Origin of the sequence: Vibrio sp. MA40-2, assembly GCF_047302445.1 — a bacterium.
In the GTDB taxonomy this organism is placed as follows: Bacteria; Pseudomonadota; Gammaproteobacteria; order Enterobacterales; family Vibrionaceae; genus Vibrio.
In genome coordinates this window covers 1,829,227-1,849,552 of the sequence record NZ_CP178628.1, presented here as the reverse complement: position 1 = coordinate 1,849,552, position 20,326 = coordinate 1,829,227, and the positions used below count along the sequence as shown (strand labels likewise).

The following is a 20,326-nucleotide window of genomic DNA, read 5'->3' as shown; positions in this document are numbered from 1 at the left end:
TTAACGAGACAGCGATCCATTTTTAATTTAATTTAAAAATAATTAACACTCCGTTGAGTACATATATAATTAAATTCAATACTTCTAAGACTAATTATTTTAAATTTAAATAAAAAGAAACAAATATCACATATTAATATTAAAAAACAAAACAATAAACACAGCCTATATAAATAAATTAATACTTACAAATCAATAGTATACACATAAAATAAACCGAAAAATTATAATAAAAAAAGAAAGGAACAAAAAGAAGTAAGCACTAAACTAATCCAAGTTTAAAACCAAAACCATAGTTGTGAAGTTAATACAAAATACAATATAAAAACACTTAACATCCGGAATAAAGATCAACATATTAATATTTCTGCATTGATACAAAAAAACAGGTGAACAAATATATAATAATACAAAACGTACATCATAGAGATAGAAGGCTATATTTATGAATAATATTAAAGTTACAACAATATTTACTCTATCAATTGGATTATTGCTTGGTTGTAATACAGACTTGAGAGATAAAGTCATAGAGGTCAACAAATCACCGTTAATAGGCGGATACTGGGAGATTATTCAAGAAGGAGAAACAAACACACCGACAGCAAGCAATGATCTACCGAACATTTACGTGTTTGACGGCACAAACCAAAAATACTACAGCGATGATAATGAGCCAGGTATTTACACCATTTACCCAACAAGCTTCATTGAAGATATTGATGAAGGTAAAATTACATTTAAATACTACCTCAATAGCTTAGATGAGACCGAATTAACAGGAAGTTATCTTGTCTCTTCAGAAGGGCTAACGATATCAGACACTAACTTGGGCACATTATTAGGTAAAGACTATTCTACAAATGATTTAATTGTAAGTGCTATCACTATCGCCAATAACCAAGCGGGTAGCAATAACATGCTCCACATACTTGATACTAATCATAATGGTGCAAAAGAAGATACTGGTGAACTACGTATTAAACTGGCAGATTCAACCAGCGTGGCAGCAATTACTTCCGGTAAATTAACCGTAGATCTTATCTACCAAGAAGATTCTGACAGCAAAGAAGACGCAGATGGAACCAGTGATAATGCGTATATTTCGTTATACGCATCTGATACTTCAAATTCGTTTCTTCACGGTGAAGTGGCATTTGAAAAAGGCAAAATCAAATTCCGTGATGCGAGTAAAACGCTAACAGATACTGGTGGCACGTTTGAACTAGGTGAAACACTGAATGTTGAAGTAAGTTGGCTACCCGATTCATTTTCGTTCACTGTTAACGGTATTGAATATATTAATGGTGGTGCGGTGACCGATGGAAGCGCTGTTACGACTATTGCAGTAAGACTTGGTGCAAACAGCGATACCACTAATTTTGAAATATTGGGTGATAACTTAATGGTATTTTCTTCTGATACAGGTAGTGAAGAACGTATTTTTGAAGAAAATTTTGATGGTCATGTAACGGGCTTTGATCTTGCCACTTTTTACGATAAAAACTCAAGTGAAGCGACTGTTGTTAATTACAGCAACACGGAAGGACCGACGGATTCAGTTGATCCCTGTGATACTGAAAGTAACATAGTAATCACAGATAATTTTGAATCTTATACTGTTGGCCAATTAATTAGTTCGGAAAACAGCACTTGGACGACTCAAAATATATTCGATGACGTAAGTGATGCATCCGGTACAACATCAGCAGAAGTCAGTGATGTTCAAGCATCAGGCTGCGGTAACCAATCTTTATATCTAACAGACCACCATACAAGCGCAAAACCTTATGCAATGCGTGAATTTTCTTCACCGGCAACCTCTGGGTCGGTCTCTATAGATGCCTACTTCCCTTCGACTAACAACAAATCAACCTATATCAATATCGGCGAAGGTAAAAACAACTCTCAGCGTTACTTCGAACTTAACCAATCAGGTAACAAATTAAAATACGAAGCTGGTAGCGATGATGTGACCATTGCAGACATAGTAACCGATCAATGGTACGCAATAACTATATCGTGGACTGAAAACGGGTTAGTAACAGTGTTATTAGATGACAAAGTCGTTGCTGACAATATTGAACAGTCATCTACTGGCCTAGATCCAACAATCATACCGTCACAAATTACTTTAATTACCGGTGATAACAGCGGTAATGCCAATGAAGCGTATTTTGACAACCTACATTCAGACTTATTCTAGCGTCACTTAATACAAAATTATCAAATCAGACTGGTAAGTGCAGTTTATATCATAAGTAACTAAAGAAATTTAGCAACTCACCAGTCTAAATCAGCAACTCATACTACAAGTGAGAAAATATAATGAAAATAGCCACTACTGTTACCGCTCTAGTAGCCTCATTTCTATCAATTAGCGTCGTATCAGCAGCTACGCTTGACTACCGAGCCGAGTATAAACATGACGACGAAACTTTTGCACACCGTATAAAAATAGGTGGTGGAACCAAGCTATCAGATAATGTGAAATTGAACTTTGGTGTGGAACAAAAATTTCATAGCCAGGATACCAGTGATTTCTGGGACCAAGTGGTTGCAGGAGATTCCGAGTTTTCTTGGGATATTCGTTACCAAATTGACGAGCACTGGTACATTCAACCAGGTATGCCTATTACTTTTGGCGACGATGATGAAAAAACCACATATAAACCTCAGTTGAGAGTGGGTTATAAATCTTCGTTTGGTCTAACCACCGCGTTACGTTATCGTCACGAGTTCCAAGTTTATTCTGACGAACCTGGTAATAAAACACTAACGGATGGAACCTCGGTTAGTATTGCTGGCAAAACGGTCGAGCAAGGAAAATGGACATTAACTGGCTCATATAAATTTGCAGATGAAGCATTGAAACCAATTAAATTGGGTTATGAAATTAACTACAATACTAACTATGATGAAGTTAGATTAGCCGATGGAAAGGATTCTGAGTGGGACGCTGGTATCATCGTAGGTTATCAAGCTGGCGATTTTCGTCCCTATTTTGAAGTTTGGACTGTAGATTTTGGTTCATCAGCCGAAGGTGACCGCCAACTAAAAACTCGTATGGGTGTCAAATACAGTTTCTAATAGAAAATATTATTCTCAATTATAAAGGCTCTCCACAAAAGAGCCTTTTTTACCAAGAAAACTTTAACTTTCATCTGTTGAAATAGTTACACCGAGCGCTAGACTGGATCTTTTTTTCAGCGCATTATTAAATGCTTCTGGGAAGTGATATGTGGAGTCGCTATGGATGAGAAACAACATCAGCTTTGGCAACAAAGAATAAATAATGAGCACAAATTAAGACGGAAAGATCACCGTGACCCATTTCAACGGGACAGAGCTAGAATACTTCATTCAGCTGCTTTTCGACGTCTACAGGCAAAAACTCAAGTCCATGGTACTGGTAGTAACGACTTTCACCGTACTAGGCTGACGCATTCATTAGAAGCCGCACAAATTGGATCTGGAATATTAGCACAAATAGAAAATAAGCAGCCAGAACTTAACCCTTTGTTACCTTCAGCAAGTTTAATCGAGTCCCTTTGTTTAGCACATGATATCGGTCATCCACCGTTTGGTCATGGCGGCGAAGTGGCATTAAATTATGCCATGCGAGATCATGGCGGTTTTGAGGGCAATGCACAAACATTTCGTATTATAAGTCAATTGGAACCCTACACTAAAAAACATGGAATGAACTTATCTCGTCGAACTCTACTTGGATTAATTAAATACCCAGCGTTACTGAGCAGTGTCCGATGTAAACACCTCCCCGATCCGGTCTCTCATCAAAGAAGATTAAAAGCAAAAAATTGGGTGCCAGCTAAGGGCATATATGATTGCGATAAAGTTGACTTCGATTGGGTGTTAGCGCCTCTTTCAGAAGCCGATAAAACTCTTTTCATGTCGATTAATGACCACCTTACTGATCCAAAAAGACATAATAAAACCCGTTATAAGTCGCTAGATTGCTCCATTATGGAAATAGCAGATGATATTGCCTATGGTGTCCACGACCTAGAAGATGCCATTGTTTTAGGCAAAGTGACTCGTCAACAATGGCAAGACTTTGCAGCTGATGAACTGGCCAACTGTGGTGATCCTTGGTTTGAAGAAAATATACAAGATATTAGCGAGATGCTTTTTTCTGGTGAGCATTATCTACGTAAGGATGCCATCGGCGCGATTGTTAATACCCTTCTCACAAGCGCACATATACAATCGCAACCTAACGTCACATTTGAAAATGAGTTGTTGCAATATAATGCGTTCCTAGAACTTAATCTGGCTAAAGCGTTGGACGTATTCAAACGATTCGTTAGTAAATATGTGATTCAAATACCTGAAGTTCAAATCATCGAATACAAAGGGCAGCAGATCATTATGGACTTGTTCGAAGCACTAAGTGCGGATCCAGAAAGACTATTACCTGAAGCGACGAAAAGAAAGTGGTTACTTTCACAAAAGGTCATTACTCAGCAAGAGCATGGTCAAACAGAAGATGAAGCGGGTATGAGAATCATTTCTGACTACATTGCCGCCATGACGGATGGTTACGCTCAAAAATTACACCAACAACTGTTTTCATCGGCTAACTAATAGATGATCATTATTAACGACAAAGTTGCCCATAAATTTAGCGTTTATCTGCGCTGACGTGATATCGGGTTTAGTACTTATCATCCGTATAGTTTTGTTGGTAAATGCCTTCTGGTAATTGCTGGATATAAAATGCAATCATGGCATTAAAAGAGGCTAATAAGGGCTCAAAATTCTTTTCTGGTTGAATGATTTTTAGTACTTGGTAACCCGCTTCGGCAGTAGAAAGATTATTTTTCTTTGGTGATTTTCTAATCTTATAATTACCGCTGATATCTAGTGGCAGACATAAGCAAGGTAAAGCTTGTAGATTTAAAGAAAGTTGGTACATTTTATACGCTTTTTTCCACGTGCCATCTAACAAAATAACTCTAATCGTGTGGTTACTTTCTTTGCCTTGTAATAGTTTCGGTTGAACGATCTGAGCGGTTTCTGAGGGAAAAAGCAGATATGTTTTACTCCCTTTGGCTGTAATTAAAGCGTTTAACTCTTGGTGCAATGAAAAGTCTTCTCCAATAAAATGATGACTATTAGGTAACGATAAATTCAATATTTTTGCCGTCCCTTTGGCTCGATTAACTTCAGAAGGGTGTTGAAGAATGATAAGCTCGATATCCGTATCTATCGTTTGTATGCTTGAACAGATACAAGCTTTGTTAGCTTTACCACAATTTATGCAATATCGAGACATCGAGTGAAATTATCCTATTTTGTGATTGTTGTTACCATTATATGCGCTATTTTTCAATTACCCGCGATTCAAAGCTCAGTGATCTGGAATAGTGACTTGATACATCATGGTCAATGGTGGCGAATTTTATCAGGAAATCTTACTCATACCAATGTCGCTCACTTAATCATGAACACTCTGGCTTTGTGGTTACTATGTTACCTATTTAAACCTTCATATAAGAAGTTTTCAGTTATTCTTATTAGCCTGTGTTTAGTGGTTGGTATGGGGCTATTAATGTCCACATTACAAATTTATGCGGGTTTATCTGGTGTTCTACACGGCATATTTGTCTATTTCACTTTATGTGAAATAATAAACAGGCGTAAATCAAGTTGGTTATTATTAGCCGGGATTGTCATAAAAATAGCATACGAACAAATTTATGGCGCTTCAATTAGCACTGCTGAATTGATCAACGCTAGAGTCGCTATAGAAGCTCACTTAATTGGTACTATAGCGGGTACTGGCTTAGCGATGATCACTTTTTGTTTAGCCTATTTAAGATATAAAAGATAGCCATTCACCTCAACAGCTTAGATAGGTTATTGGGTAACGCTGACCAAACCACCAGCTTCTAACTGGTGGCAGTCCTAACAACGATCAAATCCCATTAAATTCAATATGCATTGACCATTCACAAAATTATACGATTAGCATTTTTCTGGATGGTTGATGGGCCGATTCCTTTTACTTCCATCAACGCTTCATTTGAAGAAAAAGGACCGTGTTTCTCTCTATAATCAATAATAAGTTGTGCTTTCTTACTGCCAATTCCAATAAGCAAAGCAGACAATTCTTCTAAAGTAGCGGTATTAATATTAACGGTAATTTCAATACCTTCATATTTATCGGTAGATTGACGCGTTGTATTGCCATTTGGTATCAAATCTGTCGTTACCTTAGTTGGTTCAACCATTTCGTTAACGACTTTAACTTCACTTGCTACTTTAGTTTTGCTATCTATTTTTTCGTTGCCGGATGATGTGGTTTGGCTCGTCGCTGCGCCAGTAAATATAATAGTCGTCAATGAGAGGATAACAAGAATAAATCGTTTCATGGGTCTTCCTTTTGTATTGATAGAAGACCATATAATTAAAGATACTTGAACAATTGTCGCGACCCATATACTAGAAATAGAACAGGCCGCATAAGCGGCCTGTTTTTATATCATACAGATACATTTATTTACGGCTGAGTTTCCACAGCGTAATACTCTATGTCAGCCTCTTCACGAAGCATGCTAACAATTGCAGCCAAATCTTGCTGGCTTCCAGCTCGAACTAACTGAGCAGCGATTTGAGTATCAAAACTATCATCTACGTTAACAGAAACATTGTTCAATTCGATAATCACAATATTCTGATCCAGATCGGTGGTTTGAGCGTACGTTTTCATCCCTTCTTCTGGCTTAGCTAATGCAAACACTGTTTGCGCTAACGGCGAACGACGATCAACGGTTTCAACTTCACCAAACTGTAAATCGTTTGACTCAACCACAGATTCATCACCCGACTTCAATGCTTCAAGCACAACGTTGGCTAATGCTGTGGCTTTTTCTTTACCTTTTTGTTGAGCTAGAGCGGCTTTAACCTGTTCTTGAACCTGATCATAAGGTAAGACTGTTTCAGGACGGCTATCTTCTACACGAACAACCACAACATGTTCAGGAGCAACCTCAATCAACTCAGAATTCAAGCCATCCTCTTTAACTTCTGCACTAAAAATAGCTTGTAATACAGCCGTATTGTTGAGCAACTCTGGTGCATCAGCACGAGAGATGAAATCTGTGGTTTGAATGGGTTGATTGATCGTTTGCGCAGAATCATCCAATGAATCTGGGTACTCGAACGCTACTGTCTCTAGATCAGTTTGCAGTTCATAAAACTTCTCTATCGCTTCCTGACCTGCCAATTCAAGTTTTATATCAGCTGAAACATCAGCGAACGGTGTCGCTTGAGATGCTTTTAACCCATCCAACTTAATAATATGGTAACCAAAAGCAGATTTAACTAAACCGCTAGTATCACCAATATTTGCCAAACCAAATGCAGCCGCTTCAAAGTCAGGATCCATAACGTCTTTTTCGATCCAACCTAAAGAGCCACCTTGTTCTGAACTACCGATATCTTCTGATTTTACTTTGGCTAGCTCAGCAAAATCAGCACCAGAATTAAGTTCATCTAAGATAGCTTGAGCTTTTGCTTCGTCATCACCTTGAACCAGAATATGGCTCACTTCGCGTTGCTCAGTAGTCGAATACTTATCTAGATTAGCTTGATAGTATTCTTGTGCTTGCTCATCACTGATCTCTATTTTAGATTGTAGATCTTGTACCGACAGTTCAACGTACGCAACTTTCACCTGTTCTGGGCGAACATAATTTGCTGTATTTTCGTCGTAATAAGCTAGCAACTCTTCATCAGTCAATTCAATGTTCTTAGCAAATTCATTAACATCCAACGTAATAGAACGTATATCACGGGTTTGAGTTAATAGCATACTTTGCGAGCTAACTTCACTGGTAAGAGAGAATTCACTATTTTGCAAAGCGAACAATACTTGCTGACGAGTCATATCATTACGTAAAGATTCAGCAAAACTATCCGGATTTAAACCAGCTCTGCGTAAAGTAGCTGAATAGATTTCCTGGTCGAATGTGCCATTATTTTGAAATTCTGGCATCGCTAGAATTTGCTGACGAATTTGCTTATCACTAATACGCAACCCTAATGAATCTGCATACTGTTCTATCAGCAGTTCATTAACCATTCTATCAAGCACCGATTTGCGGAAAGATTGAACGTAAGCTGGATCAGCTAACAAGCTAGAAAAATAGTCGCCCATTTGTGCTTGCATACGATTACGTTCATTTGTATATGCTTGTTCAAATGCACCGCGTCCGATTTCTGTATTATTCACTTTGGCAGCAGCATTGCCACTTCCTCCGACGATATAACTGCCGACACCTGCAAATACAAAAGAAAGGATAATTAGACCAAGAATAATCTTAACCGCGATACTGTTTACGCCTTCGCGTAATCGCTCCATCATAATCTTATTTTACTCCGAAGATTGAGCCGAAATTATTTTTCGCACTCAGTATGAAATTTGAGGTAATTGATGATATCAGAAAAAGAAATGCGCACCAGCGTTGTGATGCGCATAATTTTGAGTCTTATACTAAAAATATGTAATTAATTGTATTAATTGCACGCTTCTTTCAATGCTTTGCCTGCTTTGAATGCAGGGACTTTAGCTTCTGCAATTTGAATTTCTTCGCCAGTTTTAGGGTTACGACCTGTACGAGCAGCACGAGTACGAACGCTAAATGTACCAAAGCCAACTAAAGCAACTTGCTCTTCAGCTTTAAGTGTTTCCGTCACTGCATCAATCACTGCGTCTAACGCACGTCCAGCGGATGCTTTTGAGATGTCTGCGTTTTCTGCAATTTTTTCTACTAGTTGTGTTTTATTCACTTTTTATTCCCCTTAATGTGTTACCCGTTATATTTGTAGTTTGGTAACATTCGTTCCATTTATAAAATAATTAGTTAGCTCAAAGCCTTTAGGAATATAGCTTATTGCTATAGCGTTGTAACGTTATCCTTCAAAAAAAACGCTGACAAGTATTTTTGTACTCTGCCAGCGCAATTCTTTACTTATTTTTGCTACTCGTCACTATTTTGAAGATTCAACCGTAAAACCTGCTGGATCATTCTCTAATGCTACGGCTAAAACTTCATCAATCCATTGAACGGGCTTAACAACTAAATCAGCAATAACATTGTCTGGGATCTCTTCTAAGTCACGCTCGTTGTCTTTTGGAATCAGTACCGTTTTAATTCCACCACGATGTGCGGCTAACAATTTTTCTTTCAAACCACCAATTGGCAGGACTTCACCACGCAAGGTAATTTCACCTGTCATAGCGACTTCTGCTTTTACTGGGTTGCCAGTCAAACTAGATACTAAAGCCGTACACATTGCTATACCGGCACTTGGACCGTCTTTAGGCGTTGCACCCTCAGGTACGTGGACGTGGATATCGCGTTTCTCATAAAAATTTTCGTTAATACCCAATTTAGTCGCACGTGAACGTACAACTGTCATCGCCGCCTGGATTGACTCTTGCATTACATCACCAAGCGAACCCGTTTGAGTTAATTTACCTTTACCTGGCATCGCTTCTGTTTCAATAGTTAATAAGTCACCACCTACTGAAGTCCATGCAAGGCCGGTAACTTGACCAACACGATTACTTTCATCCGCTTTGCCAAAGTCACAACGCTGTACACCAAGGTAATCTTTTAGATTGTCCATATTGACTATCACTTGCTTGATAGAGCTATCAAGCAAGATGTTTTTCACCGCTTTACGACAAATCTTAGATAGCTCTCTTTCTAAGCTACGGACACCTGCTTCACGAGTATAATATCTGATAATTCCAATAATCGCTGAATCTTCAATAATTACTTCGTTCTTTTTTAACCCATTGCGTTCTATCTGTTTTTCTACTAAATGGCGTTTAGCAATATTGAGCTTTTCATCTTCTGTGTAACCAGACAGACGAATGACTTCCATTCGGTCTAAAAGTGGGCCCGGAATATCCATTGAGTTGGATGTCGCAACAAACATCACATCAGACAAGTCATAATCCACTTCTAAGTAATGATCATTAAAGGCATTGTTTTGCTCTGGATCCAACACTTCTAATAAAGCTGAAGACGGGTCACCACGCATATCAGAAGCCATTTTGTCAATTTCATCTAATAAAAACAGTGGGTTTTTCACGCCAACTTTTGACATTTTTTGGATCAATTTGCCAGGTAACGAACCAATATATGTTTTACGATGACCACGAATTTCAGCTTCATCTCTCACACCACCAAGAGCCATACGTACATATTTACGACCAGTAGCGGATGCGATGGATTGACCCAATGAGGTTTTACCTACACCAGGAGGACCGACTAAACACAGAATCGGACCTTTGAGCTTATTCACTCGATTTTGTACGGCTAAATATTCAAGGATGCGTTCTTTAACTCGTTCAAGCCCATAATGGTCTTCGTTTAACACTTCTTCTGCTTTGGCAAGGTTCTTTTTAACCTTAGATCGCTTAGCCCAAGGAACACCAACCATCCAATCAATGTAACTTCTCACAACCGTCGCTTCGGCTGACATAGGAGACATCATTTTAAGTTTTTGTAGTTCTTGCTCGGTTTTTTCACGAGCTTCTTTAGGCATTTTTGATTCTTCAATTTTTTTCTTCAGTGTTTCAAACTCATCTGGCGCATCGTCCATATCACCGAGTTCTTTCTGAATCGCCTTCATTTGTTCATTCAGATAGTATTCGCGTTGAGATTTTTCCATCTGCTTTTTAACGCGGCCACGAATACGCTTTTCTACTTGAAGAAGGTCTATCTCAGATTCCATTTGCGCCATAAGAAATTCTAGACGCTCATTCACGTCGATAATTTCTAATACTTGTTGCTTTTCAGTCAGCTTAAGAGGCATGTGGGCAGCAATAGTGTCGGCAAGACGAGCAGGTTCATCTATACCACTAAGAGAAGTTAACACCTCTGGTGGGATTTTTTTATTCAGTTTAATGAAGCCTTCAAACTGATTAATCGCACTGCGTACAATGACTTCTTGTTCTTTTTCATCAAGCTCAGGCGTCGTCAAATATTCAACATCAGCTAAGAAGAAATCATTTTCTTTAAATTGGTGGATTTTGGCTCTTTGCTGCCCTTCAACCAGAACTTTAACAGTTCCATCAGGAAGCTTGAGTAATTGAAGAATTGTCGCGACGGTACCGATCTCGAATAAATCATCGATATCAGGCTCATCGGTATCCGCTTCTTTTTGGGCTACTAATAATACTTGCTTATTGTTATCCATTGCTGATTCTAAGCAACTAATCGATTTTTCACGACCAACAAACAAAGGAATTACCATATGCGGATATACCACGACATCACGCAGTGGTAATACTGGAATCTCGATACGTTCGGAACGCTCCAAGTTCATATTTATCTCTCTATCCGTTTTCTTATGAAAAGTATATGGGGTCAAATTGATTGGATTCAACAACTGAAGAGAAAAAAGAAATAAATTCTTATGTCGGATTGATCTTATATATGACTAAATTCACTCAACTTTGTAGCTGTGTACGACCAGTAATAACACCAGATTATAAAAAATGAATTTTATAGTAGATAACACTAATAACAAATAGGGCGAAAAACAAAAAAGGAATGCATTGCATTCCTTTTTTCATCACGACTTAACTGAGCTAATTATTTTATTCAGCGCCAGCAGCTTGATTATCTTTTCCATCATAAATAAGCAATGGCTCAGATTCACCGTTAATAACGGATTCATCTATCACAACTTTACTTACATCTGTTGAAGATGGTAATTCATACATCGTTTCAAGCAAAACACCTTCAAGAATAGAACGTAAGCCACGTGCACCAGTTTTTCGTTCCATTGCTTTTTTAGCGATCGCTTTCAATGCATCTTCACGGAATTCCAATTCTGTATCTTCAATTTCAAACAATGCCGCATACTGTTTAGTAAGCGCATTTTTTGGTTCACACAAAATTTGGATTAGTGCAGCTTCATCGAGCTCTGTTAGCGTAGTAGTGACTGGAAGACGACCGATAAATTCTGGGATTAACCCATATTTAACTAGATCTTCTGGCTCAACTTGCATGAACAGTTCACCAACGGTTTTCGTTTCGTCTTTAGAACGAACTTCTGCACCAAAGCCTATACCCGTCCCTTTCGCTACACGTTGCTCAATAACTTTATCTAGGCCAGAGAATGCACCACCACAGATAAATAGGATCTTCGACGTGTCAACTTGCAAAAATTCTTGTTGAGGATGTTTACGTCCACCTTGAGGAGGAACCGATGCAATCGTTCCTTCAACCAATTTTAGCAGGGCTTGTTGAACACCTTCGCCAGATACATCTCGTGTTATCGATGGATTTTCAGCTTTACGAGAAATTTTGTCTATTTCATCGATATAAACTATGCCACGCTCAGCTTTAGCAACATCATAATCACATTTCTGTAATAATTTTTGGATGATGTTTTCTACATCTTCACCAACATAACCAGCTTCGGTTAGGGTTGTTGCATCCGCCATAGTAAACGGAACATCTAAGAAGCGAGCAAGCGTTTCCGCTAATAGTGTTTTACCACTACCTGTCGGTCCGATTAGAAGAATGTTACTTTTACCAAGTTCCACTCCTTCGGCCGTTGTATCACCATTACGTAGACGTTTATAGTGATTGTATACCGCAACAGCTAGCACTTTTTTTGCATAATCTTGACCAATGACATAATCGTCAAGGTGGTCACGAATATCACGTGGAGTCGGTAATGCTTCTGACTCTTTCTTAGGTAGAACATCTTTTATCTCTTCACGAATAATGTCATTACATAGATCGACACATTCATCACAGATGTAAACCGAAGGACCTGCAATTAGCTTGCGAACTTCGTGCTGGCTCTTACCGCAGAAAGAACAATAGAGCAATTTTCCGCCGCTGTTCTCTTTGCTTTTATCTGTCATTCGCTAACCTCTTAGCTTTAGCCTTATTGACTTGAGTGTATATCAAAATTCATTGTATTTCTTGTAAAACCGAATTCCGTTAGTACGAAAATTTAGGTTTTATTCACCGCGATGATTTAGTACTGCATCCACTAAACCGTATTCTACAGCTTGGTCGGCAGACATAAAGTTGTCACGGTCAGTGTCTTTTTCAACCACTTCTAGTGGCTGTCCAGTATGTTCGGCAAGCAACTTATTCAGTTTTTGCTTAATGGTTAGAATTTCTTGGGCATGAATCTGAATATCAGAAGCTTGACCTTGGAAACCACCTAGCGGCTGATGGATCATAACGCGTGAATTAGGTAAACAATAACGTTTGCCTTTTGCTCCACCAGCTAACAGAAATGCGCCCATAGAACATGCTTGACCCATACATACTGTACTGATGTTAGGTTTAATAAACTGCATTGTGTCATAAATTGACATGCCTGCTGTTACACTTCCACCTGGTGAGTTGATATATAAGAATATATCTTTATCTGGATTTTCCGACTCAAGAAATAATAATTGAGCGACAACTAGATTTGCCATATGGTCTTCAACTTGACCAGTAAGGAAAATCACTCGCTCTTTAAGAAGACGTGAGTAGATGTCATAAGAACGCTCACCGCGGGAAGTTTGCTCAACAACCATTGGCACGAGCGCATCAACGATCGGAGACATTATATTTTTTTCTTGGTAGCTCATTTGATATCCCTAAAAAATTACTGCTTTATATAAGTATCTAAATCAATATTAGAGAATAAACAAGAATAAGTTAACTATTCTTAGATAATTGCTTAACATTTATACGTATTTATCATTTTTAACTGATATTACATCAATATCATGTAAACCGACTCGGTATTAGAATACCTATAAAAAACAGTAAAAATATGGTCCGAGTGAACAATTCACACGGACCATATTTATCACAATAAACAGAGTCTGTAATTAAGCAGATTGCTGTTGTTGCTGATTCATTAACTCATTGAAGCTAGTTTCTTTTTCAGAAACTTGTGCTTTAGCAATGATAGCGTCAACAGCTTGCTCTTCTAGAGCTACGTTGCGCATGTTATTCATCATTTCTTCGTTTTGCTCATAGTAAGCAACAACTTCGCTTGGATCTTCATAAGCGGTAGCCATTTCTTGAATAAGCGCGTTAACTTTTTCATCGTCAGCTTTGAGTTCTTCCGCTTTGATCACTTCACCAAGTAACAGACCAACAACAACACGACGTTTAGCTTGCTCTTCGAACAATTCACGAGGAAGTTGTTCTGCAGCTTCTGGGTTACCACCAAAACGTTGTGCCGCTTGCTGACGTAGAACACCGATTTCTTGATCAACAACAGCAGTTGGAACATCGATGTCGTTTTCTTTTACTAAACCGTCAATCGCTTGCTCTTTGATCTTGTTTTTGATTGCTTGTTTAAGCTCACGTTCCATATTTTTACGAACTTCAGCTTTAAGCGCATCAATTCCACCTTCAGTCACACCGAATTTAGCAACAAATTCATCGTTTACTTCAGGAAGCTCTTGAGTTTCAACTTTGCTCACTTTGATAGAGAACTTAGCTTGCTTACCTTTTAGGTTTTCAGCATGGTAATCTTCAGGGAACGCAACATCGATTTCAAATTCAGTACCAGCAACTTTACCCATAATTCCATCTTCAAAACCAGGAATCATGCGACCTTCGCCCAATTCTAGAGGGAAGTTTTCGGCTTTTCCGCCTTCAAACTCTTCACCATCGATAGAGCCAACGAAGTCAATTGTTGCGCGAGAACCTTTTTCAGCCGCAGCATCAACTTCAGTCCATGTTGATTGTTGCTTACGCAATGTTTCAATCATCTCATCAACATCAGAATCGTTAACTTCAACTGTTGGCTTTTCAACAACGATGTTTTCTAAACCTTTCAGTTCAACTTCTGGATAAACTTCAAAGCTTGCGGTAAAAACAAGATCTTTACCCGCTTCATTTTCAACAGGTGCAAAAGTTGGTGCGCCCGCTGGATTAATTTTTTCTTTAACGATTGCTTCAATGAAGTGGCGTTGCATAACTTCGCCCATCACATCTTGACGTACAGCTTTGCCGTACATTTTAGCAACCATCTTCATCGGCACTTTGCCTTTACGGAAACCATCAAAACGACGATTTTTAGCAATATTGCGTAATTCCGCTGTTACTGCATCTTCGATGTTAGCAGCAGGAACAGTAATATTTAGACGGCGCTCTAGGCCTTCAAGAGTTTCAACAGTAGCTTGCATTATTTATAAACCTCAAAACTAACTCAGATTGCTGAGTATTTTAGCCCCAACCGTCTTTAGGTTATGACCATATCTTTATGTTGTACTTCATCGAAGTACCGTTTAATTTGAGCATTGGTACACAATCATTTCGTGAAATGCTCTCCACGATACACATGTACCGGACCAATCAGTGATATCTTCCCATCCCAGAATTTTCAATAAGGGACCGCTTCATTAAAAAATAACTTTAATAACGAACCGTAAGCAAGGTATCTCCGATTAGTCTCAGAACCAAAATTTTAGACGCGACATTCTAGCGATATGACGAATGGCTGTCGAGTGAAGTTCTAAATTCTCAAGTAACAAGTCGAATAAATATAGTTAGACAACCATTAATTTATCTACTTTGCATCAGAAATGGGGACAATAACTGGTTTTTCAATGGAGGGTGATCAATTTTTTCCTAAAATGAGCAAAAAGAGATCTTTGTCTTATTTTAAACGGTTAAATTGGTAAGTTTGCCAAGACACTTTACCCTAAAGTAATTGTTCATGCGGTAAATATTCATGATTAAACTACAACGTATCTCATCAATCATTGTTATTTTGTATTTTTCCACTGTCCTAATCGGTGGAAAAGCCTATTGGCATGCGGCTTATGAAAATCAGAATCAGAACAATTTAGTACAACTCAATCTTTTTACCAGTCAACTTTCTAGCCAACTAGATAAATATGCTTATATACCGCAATTGTTATCAAAAGACAGCGAGTTAATCGATGCCCTTACCAACCCTAATAATGGTGCTCAAATTGATATCACTAACCGTTATTTGCACAACGTTAATACTATTATTGGGGCATCCGATACGTATTTGTTAGACAAAAATGGCACTACGATTGCGGCCAATAATTGGAATACTGAAACCTCATTTATTGGCCGAAACTTTGCGTTTCGTCCATACTTCCAGCAAGCCATTAATGGCCAACGAGGGCAATATTTTGCACTTGGAACCACATCAAATAGACGAGGATTTTATTACGCCTACCCAATTATTTTTGCGGCTGAGAGAATTGGGGTCATTGTAATAAAGACCGAATTAAGTGGCATAGAAAAAAATTGGTCAAATAATAACAGCGCTTTTGTTGCAACCGATTCCGATGGCATAATTTTTATGTCGAGTAATAAAAATTGGTTATATAAGAGTTTGTTTTTCATATCAGAACAGCAAAAACAAAACATCATGCAAGGTCAGCGTTATCTCGATACGCCCATAAGCCACCTTGGGTTTTCGCGAGATCATTTATCCCAATTTGGACAGATTGAAAAAGACAAATCGGTTTTCTTTAGTGACAAATATCAAAGCGTAAAACAGGCTATTGGTAGTCAAAACCTACAAATTCGGGTGTTATCGCCTACCGTGCTCATTTTTTGGCAGCTATTTGGCTTCATCATCATTGTGACTTTAGTGTATGCGCTTATTTTTGTGGTTTGGCTACTGTTTCGCAATAGACATATAAAAATGAAACAAATCGCGTTAATTGAAATGGAAGCCAAACAAAAACTTGAATTTCAAGTGATGGAACGCACCTCTGAATTACAAATGGAGATAGATGAACGAGAAAAAACAGAACTAATGCTCAGGAAAACCCAAGATGAACTCATTCAAGCAGCAAAACTGGCTGTTTTGGGACAAATGTCTGCAAGCATAAGTCATGAACTCAACAATCCATTAGCGGCAATTAGAAGCTTTGCGGAAAATGGCAAACGTTTTTTAGATAGAGGACAAGCCGAAAGAACCGTCGACAATCTGACACGAATTTCTGCGCTGACCGACCGAATGGCCAATATTAGCCAGCAATTAAAATCCTTTGCTCGTAAATCTTCTAGTGATGAACTCGCCATCGTGCAAGTTTACCCAGTTATTATCTCTTCACTCGACTTATTAAAAACTCAATTTAGAGCAAATCAGATAACTATCACCACTTCAATTGAAAACGAAAAGCTGATCGCCAATATAAATATAATACAATTAGAACAAGTAATTATAAATATATTAACCAATTCAATTGATGCTCTAACAGAGAGTGGTACAAAAAACATTGAAATCTGTTTATGTGAAGATGCAGATAAAATATACATTCATATTGACGATTCAGGTAAAGGATTTACCCAACATAAAACTCGCCAGATTTTCGAACCATTTTACACAACCAAAAAAAACGGTTTGGGTTTAGGATTATCTATCTCCTTCCAAATAATGCAAACCATGGGAGGCGATTTAACCGCAGGCCATTCCAAGTTAGGCGGAGCAAGATTCACGATAACAATAAATAAAGCTGCCGAAAAATAATAATAAGGTAAAAAAATGTACGACGTATTTTTTATTGATGATGAGCCAGACATGAGACTCGCGCATGAGCAAAGCTTTGAGTTAGAGGGGATTTCTGCACGATTTTTCGCCGACGCAGAATCTGCGTTACTTGCAGCGAAAAACGATGGCTTGCCTTATGTTGTGGTCACCGATATTTGTTTACCCGGCATATCAGGACAGGCACTACTTAATAGCTTCAAAAGCCAAGATAGTGAACTTCCAGTTATACTGATAACCGGCCATGGCGATATTTCTATGGCGGTTCAGTCAATGCAAGATGGAGCGTACGATTTTATAGAAAAACCATTTTCTAATGATCGTCTGATCGATACAGTCAAAAGAGCAAAAGATAAACGCCGATTAATTCAAGAAAACATAAAACTCAAACAAGATCTTAAAGCGAACAAAACACTAGGCCCTCGGATTATTGGTGAATCTGCAAGTATGCAGGATTTGAGACAAACCATAACAACAATCGCAGACACCGATGCAGACATCTTACTTTTCGGAGAAACAGGAACCGGTAAAGAACTGGTAGCAAGATCATTGCACGAACAAAGTAGTCGGCGAGAAAATAATTTTGTTGCGGTTAATTGCGGTGCCGTGCCAGAAAACTTAATAGAAAGTGAACTATATGGCCATGAAAAAGGAGCGTTTACCGGAGCAGAAAGTAAGCGTATTGGTAAGTTCGAATTTGCCCAGGGTGGCACACTGTTTTTAGATGAAATAGAGTCGATGCCAATGCAAGCACAAATACGCTTACTTCGAGTTTTGCAAGAGCGTGTTATAGAGCGTGTGGGGTCAAATCAAACCATTTCTATTAATATTCGCGTTATCGCAGCGACCAAAGTTGATTTAAAACAGGCAGCGAGTGAAGGGACGTTTCGACAAGATCTTTATTACAGACTCAATGTTGTGACGTTACATTTGCCGCCCTTACGTGACAGAAAAGAAGATATCCCGGCCCTCTTCCATCATTTCTTATTGGTCGCGGCAGCACGATATAAAAAAGCAGCAACCACACTGCCCCAAGGTGAAGTTCAAACGTTAATTTCGCATAGCTGGCCGGGTAATGTGCGAGAATTAAGAAATGCAGCTGAACGTTATGTTTTATTAGGAAAACTGGTGCAATTGGAACAAGATACAAACAGTGTTTGTATCAACTCTAGTTTAGCCGCACAAGTTGCTGAGTTTGAGAAATCAGCTATTGAACAAGCCTTAATAGAATCTGGTGGCAGCATTAAAGATACTATGGAAATACTTAACCTTGCACGTAAAACACTGTATGACAAAATGCAGCGTTATGAATTAGATAAAGATAACTATAAGGTCAATTAAGTAAAAAACCCTCAATCTAATCCTTGAGGGTTTATTTAAAGTTACGCTACAAAGTTGGCGTTTACTTAGTAATTATTTCTGGTCCCATCAAGGTAGTTGGTAACCAAGTAGACACCCAAGGTACATAAGTAACAATTATCAAAAATAAGAACATCACGCCAACCCAAGGTAGTGCCGCTTTTACCACATTTAGCATCGACATTTTGGCAACCCCCGCCGTGACAAAGAGGTTAAGCCCAACCGGAGGCGTTATCATCCCTATCTCCATATTCACCACCATCATAATCCCTAAATGTATTGGGTCGATCCCCAAAGCGATTGCGATAGGAAATACTAATGGCGCAACAATAATAAGTAACCCTGATGGTTCCATAAATTGACCACCAATTAACAGCATTACGTTCACTACAATTAAAAAGGTGATCGGTCCTAAACCAGCAGAAAGCATTGATTCCGTGATCATCTGAGGAATACGTTCTTCGGTCAAAACATGCTTTAAAATCAGTGCATTAGCAATGATAAACAACAACATTATGGTTAATTTTCCTGCGTCATAAAGAGTGGTATTGGTATCTTTATGCACGAATGCTTGGAACACTTTTATATACCAAGGTTTGGTGTTTTCTTTATCAGCAAAAGGCCCCATATCTTTATAAACAAAGTTGGCAATAAAGAAAGCATAGACTGCCGCTACAGCCGCAGCCTCAGTTGGTGTAAACACCCCTCCATAGATACCACCAAGGATGATAACCACTAGAAGTAAACCCCAACTCGCGTCCTTGGCTGCACTAATCGCTTCGCTCCAACCAACAAATGGCTGTCTTGGTAATTTTTTAATCCTAGCAGCAATGTAGATAGCAATAATTAACATTAATCCCGCAAGTAAACCAGGAATCACACCGCCCAAAAACATACGTCCAACCGATACATCTGTCGCTGCGGCATAAACAACCATAACAATAGATGGTGGAATCAATATCCCCAGAGTCCCTGCATTGCATATCACGCCAGCAGCAAATTCTTTGCTATAGCCATTTTTCACCATACCGGCAATGACAATACTTCCGATAGCCACTACCGTCGCCGGAGAAGACCCTGACAGCGCCGCAAACATCATGCAAGCTACAACCGATGCCATTGCTAAACCACCACGAAACCAGCCGACCATGGCGATAGCAAAACGAATAATTCGACGGGCCACACCACCAGTCGACATGAAGCTAGATGCTAAGATGAAAAAAGGAATAGCTAAAAGCGTATAGTGTCCAGCAAAAGCGTTAAACAAAGTTTGCGCCACAGAAGCGAGCGACGCATCTGAATGAATCATTAAGAAGAACATGCTCGCCAAACCCAACGAAATAGCGATGGGTACACCAACCAACATGAACGCAATAACCATAATAAAGAGGAATAGAATAGCCATAGT

Annotated in this window: 15 protein-coding genes; 6 read left to right on the top strand and 9 right to left on the bottom strand. The window is 38.7% G+C overall.

The window, feature by feature from the left end; genetic code table 11:
- Window positions 1-445: 445 nt before the first annotated feature.
- The 3 genes from ACLKML_RS16060 to ACLKML_RS16050 all read left to right on the top strand — a co-directional run bounded on the left by ACLKML_RS16060 (window position 446) and on the right by ACLKML_RS16050 (window position 4,608).
- Window positions 446-2,206, top strand: coding sequence for a hypothetical protein (locus ACLKML_RS16060; RefSeq protein WP_413284035.1), 1,761 nt, complete (start codon window positions 446-448; stop codon window positions 2,204-2,206).
- Between the two features lie 122 nt (window positions 2,207-2,328).
- Window positions 2,329-3,090, top strand: coding sequence for an oligogalacturonate-specific porin KdgM family protein (locus ACLKML_RS16055; protein WP_413284034.1), 762 nt, complete (start codon window positions 2,329-2,331; stop codon window positions 3,088-3,090).
- Window positions 3,091-3,252: 162 nt separating this feature from the next.
- Window positions 3,253-4,608: an anti-phage deoxyguanosine triphosphatase gene (locus ACLKML_RS16050; protein WP_413284033.1), complete on the top strand. Its 1,356-nt coding sequence runs from the start codon at window positions 3,253-3,255 to the stop codon at window positions 4,606-4,608.
- A gap of 70 nt (window positions 4,609-4,678) precedes the next feature.
- Here the strand turns inward: ACLKML_RS16050 and ACLKML_RS16045 are convergent, their stop codons facing one another.
- Window positions 4,679-5,299 carry a tRNA-uridine aminocarboxypropyltransferase gene (locus ACLKML_RS16045; protein WP_413284032.1) on the bottom strand — a complete coding sequence of 207 codons (621 nt, stop codon included), beginning with the start codon at window positions 5,297-5,299 and terminating at the stop codon, window positions 4,679-4,681.
- 3 nt (window positions 5,300-5,302) lie between these two features.
- On the opposite strand from ACLKML_RS16045, the gene rrtA reads away from it, so the two are divergent.
- Window positions 5,303-5,857, top strand: a complete 555-nt coding sequence (gene rrtA, locus ACLKML_RS16040; RefSeq protein ID WP_413284031.1) for a rhombosortase — start codon at window positions 5,303-5,305, stop codon at window positions 5,855-5,857.
- Window positions 5,858-5,975: 118 nt separating this feature from the next.
- Here rrtA and ACLKML_RS16035 read toward each other — a convergent pair whose 3' ends face one another.
- From ACLKML_RS16035 to tig, 7 genes are all read right to left on the bottom strand, one after another.
- Complete coding sequence (locus ACLKML_RS16035; protein ID WP_413285910.1) at window positions 5,976-6,257, bottom strand: ComEA family DNA-binding protein; 282 nt, start codon at window positions 6,255-6,257, stop codon at window positions 5,976-5,978.
- Window positions 6,258-6,526: 269 nt separating this feature from the next.
- A complete protein-coding gene (ppiD, locus tag ACLKML_RS16030) occupies window positions 6,527-8,392 on the bottom strand; it encodes a peptidylprolyl isomerase (RefSeq protein WP_413284030.1) in 1,866 nt (621 codons plus the stop codon).
- A 152-nt stretch (window positions 8,393-8,544) separates the two neighbouring features.
- Window positions 8,545-8,817, bottom strand: a complete 273-nt coding sequence (locus tag ACLKML_RS16025) for an HU family DNA-binding protein (RefSeq protein WP_413284029.1) — start codon at window positions 8,815-8,817, stop codon at window positions 8,545-8,547.
- A gap of 201 nt (window positions 8,818-9,018) precedes the next feature.
- A complete protein-coding gene (gene lon / locus ACLKML_RS16020; protein ID WP_413284028.1) occupies window positions 9,019-11,370 on the bottom strand; it encodes an endopeptidase La in 2,352 nt (783 codons plus the stop codon).
- Between the two features lie 274 nt (window positions 11,371-11,644).
- The gene (clpX, locus tag ACLKML_RS16015; RefSeq protein WP_317716364.1) at window positions 11,645-12,925 is read right to left on the bottom strand and encodes an ATP-dependent protease ATP-binding subunit ClpX; all 1,281 of its coding nucleotides are present in this window, start codon (window positions 12,923-12,925) and stop codon (window positions 11,645-11,647) included.
- Window positions 12,926-13,024: 99 nt separating this feature from the next.
- Window positions 13,025-13,651 (bottom strand): ATP-dependent Clp endopeptidase proteolytic subunit ClpP, encoded by a 627-nt coding sequence (clpP, locus tag ACLKML_RS16010; RefSeq protein ID WP_317716365.1) that lies wholly within the window; start codon window positions 13,649-13,651, stop codon window positions 13,025-13,027.
- A gap of 246 nt (window positions 13,652-13,897) precedes the next feature.
- Window positions 13,898-15,208, bottom strand: coding sequence for a trigger factor (gene tig / locus ACLKML_RS16005; RefSeq protein ID WP_413284027.1), 1,311 nt, complete (start codon window positions 15,206-15,208; stop codon window positions 13,898-13,900).
- Window positions 15,209-15,756: 548 nt separating this feature from the next.
- Between tig and ACLKML_RS16000 the strand changes: the two genes are divergently transcribed.
- Both ACLKML_RS16000 and ACLKML_RS15995 read left to right on the top strand, forming a co-directional pair.
- Window positions 15,757-17,541 carry a sensor histidine kinase gene (locus ACLKML_RS16000; RefSeq protein ID WP_413284026.1) on the top strand — a complete coding sequence of 595 codons (1,785 nt, stop codon included), beginning with the start codon at window positions 15,757-15,759 and terminating at the stop codon, window positions 17,539-17,541.
- Window positions 17,542-17,556: 15 nt separating this feature from the next.
- Entirely contained in the window at window positions 17,557-18,900 is a 1,344-nt protein-coding gene (locus ACLKML_RS15995) for a sigma-54-dependent transcriptional regulator (RefSeq protein WP_413284025.1), read from the top strand.
- Between the two features lie 61 nt (window positions 18,901-18,961).
- Here the strand turns inward: ACLKML_RS15995 and ACLKML_RS15990 are convergent, their stop codons facing one another.
- Window positions 18,962-20,323: a TRAP transporter large permease gene (locus ACLKML_RS15990; RefSeq protein ID WP_317716369.1), complete on the bottom strand. Its 1,362-nt coding sequence runs from the start codon at window positions 20,321-20,323 to the stop codon at window positions 18,962-18,964.
- Window positions 20,324-20,326 lie beyond the last annotated feature (3 nt).

Bases quoted from the DNA above. Each gene is read 5' to 3' on its own strand.
- clpX (WP_317716364.1), bottom strand. From the start codon at position 12,925: ATGACAGATAAAAGCAAAGAGAACAGCGGCGGAAAATTGCTCTATTGT.
- ACLKML_RS16045 (WP_413284032.1), bottom strand. From the start codon at position 5,299: ATGTCTCGATATTGCATAAATTGTGGTAAAGCTAACAAAGCTTGTATC.
- ACLKML_RS15995 (WP_413284025.1), top strand. From the start codon at position 17,557: ATGTACGACGTATTTTTTATTGATGATGAGCCAGACATGAGACTCGCG.
- ACLKML_RS16035 (WP_413285910.1), bottom strand. From the start codon at position 6,257: ATGGTTGAACCAACTAAGGTAACGACAGATTTGATACCAAATGGCAAT.
- ppiD (WP_413284030.1), bottom strand. From the start codon at position 8,392: ATGATGGAGCGATTACGCGAAGGCGTAAACAGTATCGCGGTTAAGATT.
- clpP (WP_317716365.1), bottom strand. From the start codon at position 13,651: ATGAGCTACCAAGAAAAAAATATAATGTCTCCGATCGTTGATGCGCTC.
- ACLKML_RS15990 (WP_317716369.1), bottom strand. From the start codon at position 20,323: ATGGCTATTCTATTCCTCTTTATTATGGTTATTGCGTTCATGTTGGTT.
- lon (WP_413284028.1), bottom strand. From the start codon at position 11,370: ATGAACTTGGAGCGTTCCGAACGTATCGAGATTCCAGTATTACCACTG.
- ACLKML_RS16060 (WP_413284035.1), top strand. From the start codon at position 446: ATGAATAATATTAAAGTTACAACAATATTTACTCTATCAATTGGATTA.
- tig (WP_413284027.1), bottom strand. From the start codon at position 15,208: ATGCAAGCTACTGTTGAAACTCTTGAAGGCCTAGAGCGCCGTCTAAAT.
- ACLKML_RS16055 (WP_413284034.1), top strand. From the start codon at position 2,329: ATGAAAATAGCCACTACTGTTACCGCTCTAGTAGCCTCATTTCTATCA.
- ACLKML_RS16000 (WP_413284026.1), top strand. From the start codon at position 15,757: ATGATTAAACTACAACGTATCTCATCAATCATTGTTATTTTGTATTTT.
- ACLKML_RS16050 (WP_413284033.1), top strand. From the start codon at position 3,253: ATGGATGAGAAACAACATCAGCTTTGGCAACAAAGAATAAATAATGAG.